Origin of the sequence: Alistipes sp. AM16-43, from assembly GCF_003435745.1 — a bacterium.
Taxonomy (GTDB): Bacteria; Bacteroidota; Bacteroidia; order Bacteroidales; family Rikenellaceae; genus Alistipes; species Alistipes onderdonkii.
In genome coordinates, this window is record NZ_QTUQ01000001.1 from 1 (window position 1) to 18,129 (window position 18,129).

The window sequence follows — 18,129 nt, forward strand, 5'->3', positions numbered from 1 at the left end:
TGTCCCGTCCTGAAAAAGGTTTACAGAAAAGAGTAAATCTTATGCAGCAAACAACGAATTCAGACTTATCACGTCATTATTTACCGCGTCAGTTGCGTCATCTGATTTTACAGGAGTATTTGAGCGGAGTCAAGACGGCTCGCCAACTCTCCGAAGAACATGGTATTCCCATGTCTACGATTCATAAGATGGGTCAGCGCTGGAAAGCGAAAAATAGTTGTAGCTTTGTGAGTACCCCTAATCCTTATCCGATCATGTCCCGCGTTACGAGTGAAGAAGCCAGTGAATTATTATCCGAGAACAAAGCCCTTCGGCGGCGCTTGGAAGAGGCTTTATTACGTCTGGAAGGCTATGAGATCATGGGAGATATCCTCCAAGAAGAATACGGTATCGACCTGCTAAAAAAATCCGCAGCCGGACAGTCCAGCGTCTCAAAGAAAGACACACAGCAATGAGCCTGTCGTTTCTGTGCGGGTTGTTCGGCTATACCCGTCAGGCCTATTATAAACATTTACGGCGTAATAGGGAAGGATCCTTGTCCGACACCCTTCTTTTGGAGCGGGTGGGTTACTACCGGAAACTGATGCCCAGGCTCGGCGGTCGTAAACTGTGGCATTTGCTACAACAAGACGGATTTCCGGTCAGCCGGGATCGGTTATTTACGCTGCTTTCGGAAAACAATCTTCTGGTCAAACGTCGGAAGAAATACAGCGTTACGACCTGCTCGCGGCACTGGATGCGTAAATATCCGAATCTGATCCGGGGTTTCGACCTCGAGCGGCCGCATCGTTTATGGGTCGGAGATATTACGTACATTTCTTTGAAAGAAGGATTTGCATATCTGGCTTTGATAACGGATGCCTATTCCAAACGGATCGTAGGCTATGATCTGAATACGACATTGGAACGGGACGGAGCGCTCCGTGCACTGAGGATGGCCATAGACCAGACTCCGCAGCAAAAACGGCAAGGGTTAATCCATCATTCGGACAGAGGATGCCAATATTGTTCGAAAGAATATGTGAAATTGCTGACCGATAATGGGATTCGCATCAGCATGACTGAAAAGGGCGATCCGTATGAGAATGCCGTTGCCGAACGGGTGAACGGTATTCTGAAGAGCGAATGGATCGACGAGGAATGTTTTGAAAGTTTTCAGGCAGCAAAAGAACGCATCGACCAGATCGTTATCCTTTACAATTCACTCAGACCTCATGCCAGCTGCGATTGGCTTACGCCCTTGGAAGCGGAACTTAGAACCGGGAAACTCAAACATCATTGGGGCCGAAAGACGGTTGTTCGGAAGGCATATGTAAACTTATATCAGGACAATATTTTTTGAACCAAAATGTTTATCTTTAATTATCAATCACTGTAAACCTTTTTCAGGACGGGACACACGGTGACGCTGATGTCCGCCATAAATCGGCAAATGGAGTAATAAAAATCATATTTGCTTTTTTTATCAGATATTTCGTATATTTGTATAGAGTTGTTTGACAGGATGAACCTCGATGTAAGTTTATTCGAGACTTGCGTTTCTAAATCATTACCTCATAAAAAAGCAATGCCGTAACTCATTCAGTTACAGCATTGCTTTGTAAATCCCCGGAAACTAACTGAAAGCCCGGGATTTCCCATACTTAATACTTGACTGCCGGTTTATACGCAACCCTGCGCCAGCATGGCGTTGGCGACCTTCATGAAGCCTCCGATGTTGGCTCCGACTACGTAGTTGATGTAGCCGTCGGGCTGGGTGCCGTACTGCACGCATACCGAGTGGATGTTCACCATGATCGAGCGGAGTTTTGCGTCGACCTCTTCGGGCGACCAGGTGATACGCATCGAGTTTTGCGTCATTTCGAGCCCCGAGGTCGCAACGCCACCGGCATTGGCAGCCTTGCCCGGGGCGAAGAGCAGCTTGTGCTGCTGGAAGATGCGGATGGCATCGGGGGTCGAGGGCATGTTCGCCCCTTCGGCTACGCAGATGCAGCCGTTGTCCACGAGCGCCTGCGCCTGGTCTCCGTTCAGCTCGTTCTGCGTGGCGCACGGCATGGCGATGTCGCACTTCACGCCCCACGGGCGCTCGCCGGGGTAGTACTTGGCCGACGGATAGCGGTCGGCGTACTCCTTGATACGTCCGCGGAAGATATTTTTCAATTCCATTACATATTCCAGTTTTGCCTCGTCGATGCCTTCGGGGTCGTGGATGTAACCCGACGAATCGGAGAGCGTCACGACCTTCGCACCGAGTTGCGTCGCCTTCTGGCAGGCATACTGTGCCACGTTGCCCGATCCCGAGATGCAGACGGTCTTGCCTTTGAACGACTCCTTGCGCGTGGCGAGCATCTCCTGTGCGAAGTAGCAGGTGCCGTAGCCCGTCGCTTCGGGGCGCAGCGGGCTGCCGCCCCAGTCGCGTCCCTTGCCGGTGAGCGTTCCCGTGAATTCGTCGCGCAGGCGCTTGTACTGTCCGAACATGAAGCCGATTTCACGGCCGCCGACGCCGATGTCGCCTGCCGGGACGTCGGTGTCCTGTCCGATGTGGCGCTGCAATTCGGTCATGAACGACTGGCAGAATTTCATCACCTCGTTGTCCGAGCGCCCCTTGGGGTTGAAATCCGAACCGCCCTTGCCGCCGCCCATCGGCAGCGTCGTGAGGCTGTTCTTGAAGGTCTGTTCGAAGGCGAGGAACTTCAGGATCGACAGGTTGACCGAAGGGTGGAAGCGGATGCCGCCCTTGTAGGGGCCGATGGCGCTGTTCATCTGCACGCGGTAGCCGCGGTTGATCTCGATCTCGCCTTTGTCGTTGAGCCAGGGCACACGGAAAATGATGACGCGCTCGGGTTCCGCGATGCGTTCCAGAACTTTCATTTTCTGCAATACGGGGCTCGCCACGATGTGGGGAGCCAGCGATTCGGCGACCTCGCGGACGGCCTGGTGGAATTCCGGCTCATTGGGATTGCGGAGGATTAGTTGCGCCATGAAATCTTCGACGTACTGATGTGCTTGCTCGTTCATAGTCAATCTGTGTTTAAGGGTTTGTGGAATCTGTTCGGTGGTAAAAATAATGTATCTGTTCGAGTTTTGCAAGTTCTTTAAGAAATTGCTAAAATATTTTACTTATGCCGTTTGCGACTTCTGCACCCCATCTGCTTACTGTCCGGGGAAGTGCGGGGAGCGATCGGTAAATATCCGTAATAAAAAATGACAGATCCGCCGTGAATCTGTCATTTTGAAAAAATTATGAATTTTTTTCAACTATTTCGCATTTTCTCCCGTTTCCTTGCTGAATTCGAATCCGATGTATACGTTCTTGTACTGTTCGAGCAGGGCGACGATAGTCTCCATCGACGAGATTTTGCTGCCGTATGATTTGATGATCTCGATGAGCTTGCTGACCGGGAAGACCAGTACCATCTTCGTCCCGCTGAGGTAGACGTGCCCCGGAACCTCGCCCAGGTCGAGCTTTTCCTTGCCGAGCTTCTCCTTGGCGAATTTCATCGCGGCCACATGGGTCGAAGGGTCGAACGTATAGGTGCCCGACAATTTGTAATTGCCCATTTGGGTACTGAATGCGCCGTCTTTGCCGAACGTGACCGAACCTGCGCCGGGCTTGATGCCCACCGTTTGGTAGACCTTGTCGAGCTGGCTTTTGACGGTACCTTCGAGCGCCGATCCCCCGAGCTGGCTCAGCAGGTCGTTGCCTTCGAATTTCACGCCCGGAGCGGAGTAGTTCCATGTCCCGACCAGCGCATATTGGGTCAGTTTGCCGCCTGTCGCCTTGTCTGCGGCCTCCGTCGCGGCCTTTTTCAGTGCTTCCTGCCAGTCCTGTGCCGACGCGGTGCCGCCTGCGAGCAGCAGTGACGCGGCGATGGACAAAAGGGTTTTCTTCATTTTTATTTATTCGTATTTACGGTTTACAGTGTTTCGAGTTCCTTGAGCCATACGGCTGCCGAGGCGTCCGAAGGCATACGCCAGTCGCCCCGGGGCGACAGGGCCACCGAACCGACCTTCGGGCCGTCGGGCATTGCCGAGCGCTTGAACTGCTGCGAGAAGAAGCGGCGGAAGAATACCTCCAGCCATTTCCGGATCGTAGCGTGGTCGTAGCTGCCGCGGAATGCCTGTTCGGCCAGGAACAGGATCTTCGCCGGACGATAACCTCCGCGGATGAAATTGTAGAGGAAGAAATCGTGCAGCTCGTAAGGGCCTACCAGGTCTTCGGTCTTCTGGCTGATCCTGCCGTCCTTGTCCGCCGGCAGCAATTCCGGGCTGACCGGCGTATCGATGATGTCGAGCAGCGTGGCGCGGGCCCCCGCATCCGACTCGGTGTCGGCCACCCATTTTACCAGATGGCGCACCAGCGTCTTGGGCACCGAGGCGTTCACGCCGTACATCGACATCTGGTCGCCGTTGTAAGTCGCCCATCCCAGGGCTAGCTCGCTCAGGTCGCCTGTGCCGACCACCAGCCCGCCCTCCATGTTGGCGACGTCCATCAGTATCTGCGTGCGTTCGCGTGCCTGGCTGTTCTCGTAGGCCGCCGAGCGGTCTTCGGGGTCGAGCCCGATATCTTTGAAGTGTTGCAGGCAGGCGTCGCGGATCGGGATTTCGCGCACGGTGACGCCCAGACTGCGCATCAGCTCCAGCGCATTGTTGTAAGTGCGATCCGTGGTGCCGAACCCGGGCATCGTGATGCCGATGATTCCCGTGCGGTCGAGTTGCAGCTTGTCGAACGTGCGTACCGCCACGAGCAGCGCCAGCGTCGAGTCGAGCCCGCCCGAGATGCCGACCACGGCCTTCTCGCAGCGCGTGTGTACCAGCCGCTTGGCCAGCCCGTGCGACTGTATCTGGAAGATCTCCTCGCAGCGCTGGCTGCGGTGCGCTTCGTCCTGCGGCACGAACGGCATCGGGTCGATATCGCGGTCGAGCGCCGCCGCGCGCAGCCCTTCGGGGATTTCCATTTCGATCACGGTGTTCTCCGCCGCGCCTTCATTCACGCGGAACGAGGTGTTCCTGAGGCGTTCGAATTCCAGCCGCTCGATGTCGAGGTCGGCCACCACCAACTGCTCTTCGAGCACGAAACGCTTCGCTTCGCGCAGGATCTTTCCGTTTTCGGCGATGATGCCGTTCCCGGCGAATACCAGGTCGGTCGATGATTCGCCGAAGCCGGCCGAGCAGTAGACATAACCCCCGATCGTGTGTGCCGACTGCTGCGCCACGAGCTGCCGCAGGTAGGCGTGCTTGCCGACGGCCTCGGGCGATGCCGAGAGGTTGAAGATCACCTTCGCGCCGCTGAGTGCCATGTGCGACGAGGGCGGCACTGCCGTCCAGAGGTCTTCGCACAGCTCCACGCCGAACTCCGTGCCGTTGACCTCGAACGTGAGGCCCGTGCCGAAATCCGCAGCCTGCCCCGCAACGGGGATCGTCTCTTCGGAGATGCCTGCGCCCGATGCGAACCAGCGGTTCTCGTAGAATTCCGTATAGTCGGGGATATAGGTTTTGGGGACGACGCCCAGTATGCGCCCCTGCGTGAAGACCACGGCGCAGTTGTAGAGCGTCTGAGTGTGGCGCAGCGGTGCCCCCGCGATCATCGTCAGCGGCAGCTTGCGCGTGTCGCGTACCAGTCTTGCTAACGCCTCGTCGGCCGCGTCGAGCAGTGCGGGTTGCAGCAGCAGGTCGCCGCAGGTGTAGGCCGTCAGGGCCAGCTCGGGGAACGCGACGATCTCCACGCCCCGTTGTGCCGCCTCGTCGGCCATAGCGGCCATGCGCTCCGCATTGAAATCGCAGTCGCCGACCCGTACGTGCGGCACGGCTGCCGCCACTTTCAGAAAACCGAAGCTATCCATATATACGTTATGTTATTCCGCCCACAACTGCGCCAGGTTCAGGATCACCTGCTCTGCCTTGTGCATTGTGGTGAGCGAGCAATATTCGAATTTGCCGTGGAAGTTCATGCCCCCCGTGAAGAGGTTGGGGCAGGGCAGCCCCATGAACGACAGGCGTGCGCCGTCCGTACCGCCGCGTATGGGGCGTACGATCGGGTTCACGCCGGCCATTTCCATGGCCCTGAGCGCCTTGTCGATCACCTGCGGGTGCGGCTCGACCATCTTGCGCATGTTGAAATACTGGTCTTTGAGCGTCAGGGTCAGCACCCCGTCGCCGTATTTCTTCTTCAAAAGGTCGACGCAGGCCCACATGAATACCTTTTTCTGCTCGAATTTCTCCGCATCGTGGTCGCGGATGATATAGCTGACCGAGGCTTTCTCGACCGTGCCGTTCAGCCCTACGCAGTGGTAGAACCCTTCGTATCCTTCGGTGTACTGCGGACGTTCGGCGGCCGGCAGCAGCCCTTGCAGTTCGCACGCCACGTCGAGCGCATTGACCATCTTGTTCTTGGCGTATCCCGGGTGGACGTTGCGTCCCTGAATGTCGATTTTGGCGCTTGCGGCGTTGAAGTTCTCGTATTCCAGCTCACCCTCCATACCGCCGTCTACCGTGTAGGCGAAGTCGGCGCCGAAGGCCCTGACGTCGAAGAAATCGACCCCGCGGCCCACCTCTTCGTCGGGCGTGAAGCCGATGCGGATTTTGCCGTGTTTGATCTCGGGGTGTGCGAGCAGGTGCTCCGCGGCGGTCATGATTTCCGCCACGCCCGCCTTGTCGTCGGCACCCAGCAGCGTCGTGCCGTCAGTATGGATCAGCGTGTGCCCCTTGAAGAACTCCAGCTCGGGGAAATCCGCGACCCGCATCGTCAGCTGGCCGTTCAGTGCGATGTCGCAGCCGTCGTACTCCTCGATGACGCGGGGTTTGACGTCCTTGCCGCTCATGTCGGGCGAGGTGTCCACATGGGCGATGAACCCGATCACCGGGGCATTCTCGCAACCCGGCGTCGCAGGGACGGTGCCCATCACGTAACCGTACTGATCCATCGAGACCTCGGTCATGCCCAATGCCTCCATTTCGTCGCGCAGGGCGGCCAGCAGGACTTTCTGTTTTTCGGTCGAAGGGAACGTCGTGCTCTCCTCCGACGACTGGGTGTCGTAGGAGACGTATTTCAGGAATCTTTCTTTTAAATCCATGACAATATCTGTTTATGGTTTATTCCTCTTTTTTTGCCCGGAGCGTGTGCCATGCGAAATAGCCGATCAGTACGAGGTACATCGCCAGCCCCGTCCACTCGGCGGCGTTCGAGTCCGCCCAGCCGCTCAGGAACCAGTCCACCTCGGCGAACTTGAGCAGGGCGCTCACCACGCCCATCAGCGCGCCGCCGGCGATGAAGCCCGAGGCGATGAGCGTTCCGCGGTCGAAACGCGCCTTGTTGAGCCCCTCGTCCTTCGAACGGTTCGATACGAACCATGCCACCAGGCCGCCCACGACCAGCGGTGCGTTCAGCTCCATCGGGATGAACATGCCCAGCGCGAATGCGAGGGCCGGAACACCGATCGAGGTCAGCACCAGCGCCAGTGCCGCGCCGCAGAAGTAGAGCATCCACGGGGTCTGCCCGCCCGTCATCAGGGGCTGTATCACGGCGGCCATGGCGTTGGCCTGCGGGGCTACGAGGGCGCCTTCGCCCACGAACCCGTACGATTTGTTGAGGATGATCATCACGCCCGCCACGGTCGCCGCAGCAACGAACGTGCCGAGGAATTTCCAGGCCTCCTGCTTGCGGGGCGTCGTGCCGAGCCAGTAACCGATCTTCAGGTCGGTGATGAACCCTCCGGCCATCGAGAGCGCCGTGCAGACCACTCCGCCGATGATCAGCGCCGCCGTCATGCCCGTCGTGCCGCTCAGCCCGACGCTCACCAAAACCAGCGACGAGAGGATCAGCGTCATCAGCGTCATGCCCGACACGGGGTTCGTGCCGACAATGGCGATGGCGTTGGCCGCCACGGTCGTGAAGAGGAACGCGATGACGAAGACGATCAGGATGGCCGTGACGGATTGTATCCAGCCGTCCAGCAGGCCGAAGTGGAAGAATACGAAGACCGAGATGAGCGTGGCGATCAGGATCGTGAGGATCCGCTTCATCGTCAGGTCGCGCTGCGTGCGTTCTACCGCAGCCGGGGCGGTTTTGTTGCCCCCCCCCAATTCCGATACGGCCAGCCCTACGGCCTGGCGGATGATCTTCGACTGCTTGACGATGCCGATGATGCCCGCCATGGCGATGCCTCCGATGCCGAGCGGTTTGCCGATGAAGGCGAAGAGGTTTTCTGCCGTGAAGATGCTGGCGGGGTCGGCGAGGATGTCGGCGCGCGTCACGCCCAGCAGCGAGGCCATGGCCGCCGGGTCGATCGTGTCGGCCAGCGACCCGACGAGCGGTACGACGAGGAACCACACCAGGCACGAACCCGCCGTGATGATCATGGCGTATTTCAATCCGATGATGTAGCCCAGGCCCAATACGGCGGCCGACGTGTTGAGCGAGAATACCACCTTGAACTTGTCGGCTGCCACCTGTCCCCACGCACAGATGCGCGTCGATACCGACTCCGTCCACATGCCGAACGTGCCTACCGCGAAGTCGTAGAGGCCGCCTATGAGACCTGCCACGGCCAGCAGTTTGGCCTGGTTGCCGCCCTTCTCGCCCGAGATCAGCACCTCGGTCGTGGCCGTAGCCTCGGGGAAGGGGTATTTCCCGTGCATCTCCTTGACGAAATATTTGCGGAACGGGATCAGCAGCACGATGCCCAGCAGCCCGCCGAAGAGCGACGAGAGGAACACCTGGTAAAATGCCGCGTCGAGCCCGAGGATGTAGAGCGCCGGGAGGGTGAAGATGGCACCCGCGACGATCACGCCCGACGAGGCGCCGATCGACTGGATGATGACGTTCTGTCCCAGCATGTTCCTCTTACCCATCACGTTGCCCATGCCGACGGCGATGATGGCGATCGGGATCGCCGCTTCGAATACCTGCCCGACCTTCAGGCCGAGGAAGGCCGCGGCGGCCGAGAAGACGATGGCCATGACGATACCCATCGTGACCGAGTAGGGCGTTACCTCCCTGGGCGACGACGAGGCGGGCATGATGGGCGTGTACTCTTCGCCCGGTTTGAGTTCCCGGTAAGCGTTCTCGGGCAATGACGTAAGTTGTTTTTCCTGTTCCATTTATTGAGGTTCTTTGATGTACTTGTCCAGGTCTTTGAGAATGTAGTAGCGGTTCAGCGACGCCGGGGCTTTCTTTGCGTCGAGATAACTGTATATCGCGCCGACGGCAGCCGCGAGGCGCAGCCGTTCCGCGTGCTGCTCCGATGCGGCCGCCATGTCGAAGAGCAGTTCGGCGAACTTGTCCAGTTCCTGGTCGCCGAACCCGTATTCGTCCGTAAGCCGGCCGATGAAATCCGGCTCATCCAGCAACGTGTCGATGTCGATGTCCAGTTTCTCGGCCAGCTCCGTCTTGGCCGTCGTCCGTATCTGCTCCGGGGAGGCTGATTGTCTCATCAGCCCGATTTTATTCAGCAGGGCGGCGATCAGCTCCCCGATCCTGTTGATCTCCCGTAAGATATAATCTTCCATGTCCTTAGCGGTTGTCGCCGCTGCCCGAGATGATGTGGCGTTGCATGCGCGAGCGGAGTTTGTCGACGTTCATCTGCGCCACGTCGTCCAGTTCGTACCCCAGGTCGCGGGCGAGCGTCGCGCAGTACCACAATACGTCGCCGATCTCCTTGACGATCTCCAGCCGCTTCTCGTCCGTGAACTCCTCGTGGCCGTCGCGGATGACCTTTTTGACCTTGTCGGCCACTTCGCCCGCCTCGCCCGTAAGCCCGAGCGTGGGGTAGATGATGCGACGGTTTTCGGGATAGATTGCCGTTTCGAGTGCGTGCTGCTGGTATTCGTTGAGTGTCATGGTTTTGATTTTGAGCGTGAATATTGGGTGCTACCGAGGGCAAAAATAGCAAAATAATTTAAAAATACGCATAAAAAAGCCCCTGTTCCTGTGGAACAAGGGGCAAAGGATTTTTTGAGGGGGGGGGCTGTGCGGGCATTCCGTTGCCGGACATTGCCGAGTGCCGCATGCCGGCTGGCAGTGGAGGCCGGACGGTCTGCTGCCGTCCGCGGCCGTGCCGGGGTACGGGTTCAGCGCCGGCGCCGGCTGTGTGGGCCCCGGCATGATCGCCGTGCGAACGGCAAATCCCGTTATTTCAGCCTGCGGAGTTTGCGGTCTGCGTCGGTTGCCTCGCGTATGGAGATTGCAAAGCCTCCGCCGCGCGCCATCTCCACGTCGAGTTCCGTGCGTTGTCCGACCTTCCCGGTGCGGATGACATACGCCTGCGGATTGGTCTGGTAATCGGCATCGGGGGCATCGGCGTAGAGCGTCGCCACATACTCCTTGCCGGGGGCGAGGTAGTCGAACGGGAGCGTCACCGTACGGCGGTTCTCGTCCGTCACTCCGCCCACGAACCACTCGCCCGTGCCTTTGGCCTTGCGCGCCACGACGATGTAGTCGCCCGGCTCGGCCAGCAGGTAGCGGCTCTCTTCCCAATCGACGGCCACGTCCTTGATGAATTGGAACGCGTCCATGTATTTCTCATAGTGCTCGGGCAGGTCTGCCGCCATTTGCAGCGGCGAGTACATCGTCACGTACAACGCCAACTGGTTGGCGAGCGTCGCGTTGACGTGCGAGTGGTTGCCGGGGTTGACCTCCGCGACGTCCATCACGAAGATGCCGGGCGTGTAGTCCATCGGGCCGCCCTGCAGGCGCGTGAAGGGCAGGATCGTCACATGGTGGGGCTTCGTGCCGCCGAACGCCTGGTACTCCGTGCCGCGTGCCGACTCGTTGCCGATCAGGTTGGGGTAGGTGCGGCAGAGGCCCGTCGGGCGCACCGCCTCGTGGGCGTTGACCATGATCTTGTGTTCGGCGGCCCGGCGGACGGCATAGAGGTAGTGGTTGTTCATCCACTGCCCGTAATGGTGCTCGCCGCGGGGCAGGATGTCGCCCACGTATCCGCTCTTGACCGAGTTGTACCCGTATTTGTTCATCAGGCGGTAGGCCGCTTCCAGGTGGCGTTCGTAGTTGCGTACCGAAGCCGACGTTTCGTGGTGCATCATCAGCCGGATGCCTTTCCCGTGCGCATATTCGTTCAGCGCGGCGATGTCGAAATCGGGGTAGGGGGTCACGAAATCGAAGACGTAATCCTTCGTGTGCCCGAACCAGTCCTCCCAGCCGACGTTCCAGCCTTCGACGAGCAGCTGGTCGAACCCGTGTGCCGCCGCGAAGTCGATGTAGCGCTTCACGTTCCCGTTGTTGGCGCCGTGGCGGCCGCTGGGCGTGCACCGGGCGTAATCCGTCACGCCGAGCTGTACCGACGGCACGTCGCGCGTATAGGCCCAGTCGCTCTTGCCGGTGATCATTTCCCACCATACGCCCATGTATTTCACGGGCTTGATCCACGAGGTGTCAGTGTAAGCGCACGGCTCGTTGAGGTTCAGGATCAAATGCGAGGCGAGGATGTCGCGGGCGTCGTCCGAGACCGTCACCGTGCGCCACGGGGTGTGGCAGGGCGCCTGCATGTAGCCTTTCCATCCCTGTGCGTCGGGCGTAAGGTGCGAGGTGAAGATGAAATTCCGGTCGTCCAGGTCGAGGTGCATGCACGCATAGTCGACCAGCGCCGCTTCGTGGATGTTGATGTAGAGCCCGTCGTCGCTCTTCATCTGCAGGGCCGTCTGTACGCCCGTGGGCGAGAAGGGCGTCTGCGACGAGTTGGGCGTGATGGCGCCGGGCATCAGCTCCCGTATCTGCGAGAGCTTCGACTCCGTGTAGTCGTACTCCTGCGTGTCGTAGTCGCCCGGGATCCAGAACGCCGTGTGATCGCCCGTCATGGCGAACTGTGTTTTCTCCTCGCCGATGACGAAATAGGTCAGCGACTCCTGTTCGGGGAATTCGTAGCGGAATCCGAGCCCGTCGTCGTAGAGCCGGAAGCGGATCGTCATGTCGCGGCCTGTCGCGGCCTGCCGCAGCGTGACGGCCATTTCGTTATAGTGGTCGCGGATCTCGGCCTGCTCGCCCCATACGGGACGCCATGTCTGGTCGGACTCGCTGCGGGCCACCTGCCCGAGGGTGAACCCGTCGTAGAGCGATACCGGGCGCCCCGGTTCGCCCTTGCGGATTTCAGTCCCGAATTCCAGCTTCGGAGCTTCGCCGCGCAGTTCGAGCCCCATGCCGCTGGGTAGGATCACGGGGCGCTCCTTGTAATCGAGCGTATAGGTGGGGCGGCCTCCGTCCGCCAGGCTGAATTCCAGGCGGAGGCGGCCGTCGGGCGAGAGTAGCGTCTCCTGTGCCGAGCAGGCTGCACCGGCCAGCAGCGCGCAGATATATAAAAATATTTTCTTCATGGTTCGGTCTTGTTATTTACGTTTGAATTCTACGATCAGCGCCTGCCGCGGGCCGACCGTGGTGGCGTCGTCCACCTCCGTGGCTTCGCCCGTCAGGACGTTGCGCCCGTCGCTCAGCCCCGAGGCGATCTCGGCATAGTGCGACCACGGCACCTGTTTCTTGCCCCGCGAGTTGTTGATGAAGACGAATACCGCGTCGGTGTCGTCATAACGGAAATAGGCGTAGGTGTTGTCGCGCGAGAGGAAGTGCATCGTGCGGCCGTTGTGGATCACGGGCTTCGACTTGCGCCATTGGAAGAGCCGCTGCGTGTAGTCGAAGAGCCCCGCCTGTACCGCATCGCGCTGCGCGGGGTCGAACAGGTTCACCGCGTCGCCCTCCCAGCCGCCGGGGAAATCCACGCGCAGCCCGCCGTGTCCCTGCGAGAGGTCTTTCGAGGTGAACATCATCTCGTCGCCCGAGAATATCTGCGGGATGCCGCGCATCGTGGCCAGCATCGCCATCGAGAGTTTCAGCCGGTCGGGGTTCCCGCGTACGATGTCGCCGATGCGGTCGGTGTCGTGGTTGGCGACGAAGATCATCATTTTCGACAGGTCATGGTAGACGAAATCGTGCGACAGGCAGTCGTAGACGCGCGTCATGCCCTCGCCCCAGCGGAGCGAGTCGGTGGGCAGCGCCCGGCAGATGGCCTCCTGCAGCGGGAAATCCATGATCGACGGCAGGTGCGAGTCGAAGCCGTCCTTGTTGGGATTGCCGCCCTGCCAGTATGCCAGTTGCGGGATCGACGACGTCCAGCATTCGCCCACGATGTTGAAATCAGGGTATTCCCTGCGTACGGCCGCGCACCACTCGCTCATCGGCACCTTTTCGTTGTAGGGGTAGGTGTCGACGCGGAACCCGTCCAGGCCGGCATACTCGATCCACCACACGGCCCATTGCTTGAAATATTGCAGCACGTAGGGATTGTCGAGGTTCATGTCGGGCATCGACGGCACGAACCAGCCGCTCTCCTGCAGGTCGAGGTCGTAGCGCGAAGCGTTGGGATCCATGTTCGTCGAGAAGCAGACGTTCGTCCCGGTGTATTCGGGGAACTGGTGTATCCAGTCCCTGAAAGGCAGGTCTTTCATCCACCAGTGGCCCGTGCCGCAGTGGTTGGTGACGATGTCCATAATCACCTTCAGCCCGTGCTCGTGGGCTTTGCCGACGAACTCCCTATACAGTTCGTTCGAGCCGAACCGGGGGTCTATGCGGTAGTAGTCGCCGCAGGCGTAGCCGTGGTACGAACCTTCGGGTTCGTCGTCCAGCAGCAGCGGCGTGGGCCATACGGCCGTGGCGCCCAGCCCTGCGATGTAATCCAGGTGGTCGATTATCCCCTGCAGGTCGCCCCCGTGGCGGCCGAAGAAGGCGCTGCGGTCGGCGCGCTCCCGCGTGTGGGGCGTCGAGTCGTTCGACGCATCGCCGTTGGCGAAGCGGTCGGGCATCAGGAGGTAGATCATGTCGGCCGTGGTGAAACTCTTGCGTGCGGCCGAGCCTTCGGCGCGTGCCGCGATCTGATAGGGAACCTTGAACTGCCGTTCCCCCTGCGAGAATACGAGGTAGTAGGTGCCCGGCTCCGCGTCGGGCTTCACCTCCACGTCCACGAATAGGTAATTGGGACTGTCGGCCTTGTGGCGGGCCTTCACCCCGACGCCCTGTCCGCCTTCGATGCGGACGTCGTATGCCGCGATGCCGGCCCCGTTGACGAGCAACTGGAGCGGGGTCTGCATTCCCGTCCACCACGAGAGGGGTTCGACGCGGGTAACCTCGCCCGAGGCGTCTGCCACCGAGGCGGGGTCGAATGCGGACTGTCCTGTCCCTGTGCAGGAGAGCAGTCCGGCTGCTGCGAGTGTCATGAAAAATCGGTTCAAAATATCGTCGTTTGTAAAGTTAGCAAAAAATCGGTTTCCAGCGATTCCCGTTTCGCCCGGGGCATCCTTGTGCTTCTCATGCGCATCCCCGTGCTTCTCGGATGGTTTACTGTCTATTCCCGTCGGGTGCTATCGGGTTCCCGGCGCTGTTTCCGCGCATCCCCGGCGCATGTCCGCAACCCTTATCTCCTGTCTTGTGCGAAGACCAGCCACTGCCATGCGGGAAGCACGGTGCGGGTGCCGCCCGTGTATTCCTTCCCGGTGAAGAACTCGCGGCGCGAGCCCTCGAACGGCAGGTCGAATGCGACCTCCTCCGCGCTGAGGTTCGCAGCGACTGTCACCTCGTTGCCGCCGGCCGTGCGGGAAAACAGCATCAGGCCGTCGGGTGTTCGTTCTCCGAGCGGGTATGCGGCCTGCCCGCCGCGTTCTCCGGCCGCGAGCGCCGGGTTCTCGTGGCGCAGCCGGATCAGTGCGGTGTAGAAATCCGTAAACCCGTTATGTTCCCACGCGGGTACGGGGTCTTTCTCGAAGAACTCGAAGCGGTGGTCGAACCCCATCTCCTGTCCGGTATAGACGAGCGGCTGCCCGTTGGGCAGCGTGAAGGTCAGCAACGCCATCACGCGTGCTGCGTCGCCCATGCGCTCGAATTCCGTCCCGGCCCACGAGTTTTCGTCGTGGTTCGAGGTGAACATCAGGCGGAACGCCTCGCGCGGCATGGCAGCGGAGTCTCTGGCGACGTAGGCACGCAGGTCTGCGGCGCTTTTGCGTCCCTGTGCGATGTCGTTCAGCAGGTGGTGCAGTTCCCACGCATACGAGGCGTCGAACGCCCCGTCGTGCAATGCGGGGGCTTCGCCCTCGGCGAGCAGGTAGATGCCGGGGTACTCCTTCCGCAGTGCGGGCAGCGTCTGCTGCCAGAAGTCGATGGGTACCTCGCACGCCATGTCGCAGCGGAATCCGTCGATGCCGCGGTTGAGCCAGAAACGCATGGCGGCCGCCATTGCGGCACGCATGTCCGTGTTGCCGTAGTCGAGCTTGGCGATGTCCGTCCAGTCGTACTGCACGATGGTGTTGCCCAGCGAGTCGCGCACATACCAGTCGGCCGGATGCTCCTCGATCCAGCGGGCATCGGGCGAGGTGTGGTTGGCCACCCAGTCCAGGATTACGCGCAGCCCGAGTCTGTGGGCGTCGGCTACGAACCGGTCGAAATCCTCCAGCGTGCCGAATTCGGGGTTGACGGCTTCGTAGTCGGAGATGGCGTAGTACGAGCCGAGGGTTCCCTTGCGCTCCTTGACGCCGATGGGGTAGACGGGCATCAGCCAGACGACGTCCACGCCCAGTTCTCTGAGCCGGGGCAGTTCGCGTGCGGCTGCCGTCAGCGTCCCTTCGGGGGTGTACTGGCGCACGTTCATTTCGTAGACGACCGAGTTGTAACTCCAGTCGGGGTGGGCGGCCGGTTGCTGCGGCCGTGTGCCGCAGGCAACCAGTACCATTGCGAGAAGTAATGCGGGCAACCGTTTCATGGCGGGTCGTTTAGAGCGTGAACACGACCGACGACCAGGCACCCATGAGCAGTTTCGACGAAGCGTCGCCGCGCTGGAGCTTCACTTCACCTGAGACGCCTACGGCCTTGTCCGGTTGGTCGGTAAGGGTCAGTATCTGCTCCTCCCGGCCGAAGTTGTGCACGACGAGCATCCGTTCGCCGTCCAGCTCGCGGTACCAGGCCGCGATGGATTGCTGCGAGGTGTTGCCGTCGTTGTAGACCGGGTGTTTGACCATCTTGCCCTGCGCCAGCACGGGGTAGGTGTTGCGCAGCCGGGCGAACGTGCGGTAGAGGTTGAGCAGCGAACCGTCGTCGTCGGCCTGCGCCTCGACCGAGATCGCTGCGGTCAGCATCTGCATGTCGATCTTGCCTGAGAGGCTTCCCGAAGCCAGTTCGTTGCCCGCCTTGTCCCACAGGATCGGGGTGCGGACATATTCGTCGCCGTTGGATTTGGTGCCCCAGTACCCGAGCTCTTCGCCCTGGTAAATGTAGGGTGCGCCCTGCGCCGTGAGCAGTACGGCGGCCGCCACCTTCATCTTTTCGACGGACTGCCCCAGGTCGGAGCCCGTGCGATCCTCGTCGTGGTTCGAAAGTTTCGTGGCTTCGATGTAATCGCTGCGGTACTGTGCGTAGAGGGGCTGCACGTCGAGGATGTCCTTGACGAAATAGCATCCGATGCCGTTTTGCAGCGCCCATTTGAGCTTGTACCAGAACGTGAATTCGAACAGTGCCGGCAGCCCCCGGTAATAGGGTGCCGCCTTGTCCGCTTCGTCGAGCATCTCGCCCACCATGTAGAAATCGCCCTCTCCGCCGGCGGCCTTGTAGGTCTCGTTCATGCGGTCGTAGAATTTCTTGAGGAACGTGGGGTTCTCGTCGTTGTAGGCGTTGTGGTAGATGTGCTTCACGGCATCGAGGCGGAACCCGTCCACGCCCATGCGTACCCACTTGTCAGCCGCTTCGGCGACGGCCTTGAACGCCCCGGACTGCTCCGCCTCGGCGGCTTTGCCGTAGTTGAGGTCGGCGAATGCCGCCGTCCAGAAGTGCGAATGGTACATCGTCGGCAGCGAGAACTGCACGTTGGCCGGGTCGGCCGAGCGGTTCGATGTCAGGGTGAAGGGCTCCCCGAACCGGATGATCGTCCGGTTGTCCGGGGCGCCGTATTTGGTGCCTGCGGCCCACGACGTGGTCGAGGTGCGGACGAGGAATCCCCAGTCGGAATCGAAGTCGAGCGTCAGTTCGTAGCTGTTGCCGCCCCTGGTGTAGAAGCGTTTGCTCGTGCCGTTGCCGAAATAGAGGTACTTGTCGTCCGGGCCGCCCTGCGTGTTGTCCGCGTCCGCGGCGTCGGTCGTTTCGGTAACGGTCACCGTCGGGCTGTCGGCATTTGTCCAGTCGAGTACGAACTTGAAGCGCCCGGCGGCACCCGCCCCCGTGTCGGTCGAGAACCATTGTCCGGCATCGTAGCCTGCGGCGCCTTCCGTGGCGATCTGGTCGATCCGCCCGGCCGCGATGTCGGCCTGCGGGTCTTCGGAGAAGATATAGCGGTCACGGTAAGGGCTCCCTTCGGACGCGGCGGCCGATTTGAACCACGGGTGGTCTTTGCCCGTATGGTTGAGCACGTAATCCAGGTAGACCCGGATGCCGCGGGCATGGGCCGCGTCGATGAATGTCCTCAGGTCGGCGTCCGACCCGAAGGCGGGGTTGACTGCCTCGTAGTCGAGCACGTCGTAACCGTGGTACGAAGCCGCCGGATGGATCGGCGAGAGCCATACGGCCGAGGCGCCGAGTGGGTCGATGTAGTCGAGCCGCCGGGTCAGCCCCCGTAGGTCGCCCACCTTGTCGCCGTTGCCGTCGGCGAAGCTGTATACCAGCAGCTGGTAGCTTATGTCGGCGCGTTTGCGGTTGTCCCACGCATCGGGCTGGGCGACGACCTCTTCGCCCTCGAAATCCTGGGAGGCATCACCGCCCTGTGTCACGGTGACGACGACCGGATCGCAACCCGGGGCGGTGAAGGTAAGCGTCGCGGAGCGTTTCGACGACTCGTTTGCGATCGCCGTGACCGCGAACGACGTGGAGGTTTTGCCCGATGTGAGGGCCGGTGTGCACCATGCGGTATTGTCGCTCTGCGTCAGCGACCACGCGCCCGCATCGGTGCGCAGGTCGAGCAGCCGGCTGCCGCCTGCGGCTTCGAATTCTATCTCCGTGGGGGTCACGGAGAGCATACTGCCGCCGGTATCGCCGGTCTTGTCGTCGCTGCACGACACGGATACGGAAAGTACGAGTGCCAGCAGCAGGAAAAGAAATTTTTTCATAGCGGAATCTCGGTTAAAGTTCGTTTCGGGGCCTGCCGTCCGGTCAGGGGC

The 18,129-nt window shown here is 60.5% G+C and carries 13 protein-coding genes; 2 read left to right on the plus strand and 11 right to left on the minus strand.

Annotation, left to right across the window (positions count from 1 at the left end; translation table 11 throughout):
* The coding region (locus DW189_RS00005) for a hypothetical protein (RefSeq protein ID WP_229107556.1) at positions 1-455 on the plus strand (455 nt) is incomplete at its 5' end.
* Entirely contained in the window at positions 452-1,342 is an 891-nt protein-coding gene (locus DW189_RS00010; protein WP_014774758.1) for an IS3 family transposase, read from the plus strand. The genes DW189_RS00005 and DW189_RS00010, both read left to right, overlap by 4 nt.
* Before the next feature lie 320 nt (positions 1,343-1,662).
* On the opposite strand, the gene gdhA is transcribed toward DW189_RS00010, so the two are convergent.
* The 11 genes from gdhA to DW189_RS00065 form a co-directional block, all read right to left on the minus strand.
* Positions 1,663-3,018, minus strand: coding sequence for an NADP-specific glutamate dehydrogenase (gdhA, locus tag DW189_RS00015; protein ID WP_022332465.1), 1,356 nt, complete (start codon positions 3,016-3,018; stop codon positions 1,663-1,665).
* A gap of 240 nt (positions 3,019-3,258) precedes the next feature.
* On the minus strand, positions 3,259-3,894 hold the full coding sequence (locus DW189_RS00020) for a DUF4923 family protein (RefSeq protein WP_174760531.1): 636 nt from the start codon (positions 3,892-3,894) through the stop codon (positions 3,259-3,261).
* Positions 3,895-3,917: 23 nt separating this feature from the next.
* Positions 3,918-5,843: an NAD(+) synthase gene (locus DW189_RS00025; RefSeq protein ID WP_117506439.1), complete on the minus strand. Its 1,926-nt coding sequence runs from the start codon at positions 5,841-5,843 to the stop codon at positions 3,918-3,920.
* A 12-nt stretch (positions 5,844-5,855) separates the two neighbouring features.
* Complete coding sequence (gene pepT / locus DW189_RS00030; protein WP_117506440.1) at positions 5,856-7,073, minus strand: peptidase T; 1,218 nt, start codon at positions 7,071-7,073, stop codon at positions 5,856-5,858.
* 19 nt (positions 7,074-7,092) lie between these two features.
* Complete coding sequence (locus tag DW189_RS00035; protein WP_117506441.1) at positions 7,093-9,099, minus strand: OPT family oligopeptide transporter; 2,007 nt, start codon at positions 9,097-9,099, stop codon at positions 7,093-7,095.
* Positions 9,100-9,507, minus strand: coding sequence for a hypothetical protein (locus DW189_RS00040; RefSeq protein WP_117506442.1), 408 nt, complete (start codon positions 9,505-9,507; stop codon positions 9,100-9,102).
* Positions 9,508-9,511: 4 nt separating this feature from the next.
* Positions 9,512-9,838, minus strand: a complete 327-nt coding sequence (locus DW189_RS00045; RefSeq protein ID WP_117506443.1) for a nucleoside triphosphate pyrophosphohydrolase family protein — start codon at positions 9,836-9,838, stop codon at positions 9,512-9,514.
* A gap of 290 nt (positions 9,839-10,128) precedes the next feature.
* Entirely contained in the window at positions 10,129-12,324 is a 2,196-nt protein-coding gene (locus DW189_RS00050; RefSeq protein ID WP_117506444.1) for a glycoside hydrolase family 97 protein, read from the minus strand.
* Between the two features lie 12 nt (positions 12,325-12,336).
* Entirely contained in the window at positions 12,337-14,214 is a 1,878-nt protein-coding gene (locus DW189_RS00055) for a glycoside hydrolase family 13 protein (protein ID WP_117506843.1), read from the minus strand.
* A 197-nt stretch (positions 14,215-14,411) separates the two neighbouring features.
* Entirely contained in the window at positions 14,412-15,719 is a 1,308-nt protein-coding gene (locus DW189_RS00060) for an alpha-amylase family glycosyl hydrolase (protein WP_117506445.1), read from the minus strand.
* Positions 15,720-15,759: 40 nt separating this feature from the next.
* Complete coding sequence (locus DW189_RS00065) at positions 15,760-18,078, minus strand: alpha-amylase family glycosyl hydrolase (protein WP_117506446.1); 2,319 nt, start codon at positions 18,076-18,078, stop codon at positions 15,760-15,762.
* Between the last annotated feature and the right edge of the window lie 51 nt (positions 18,079-18,129).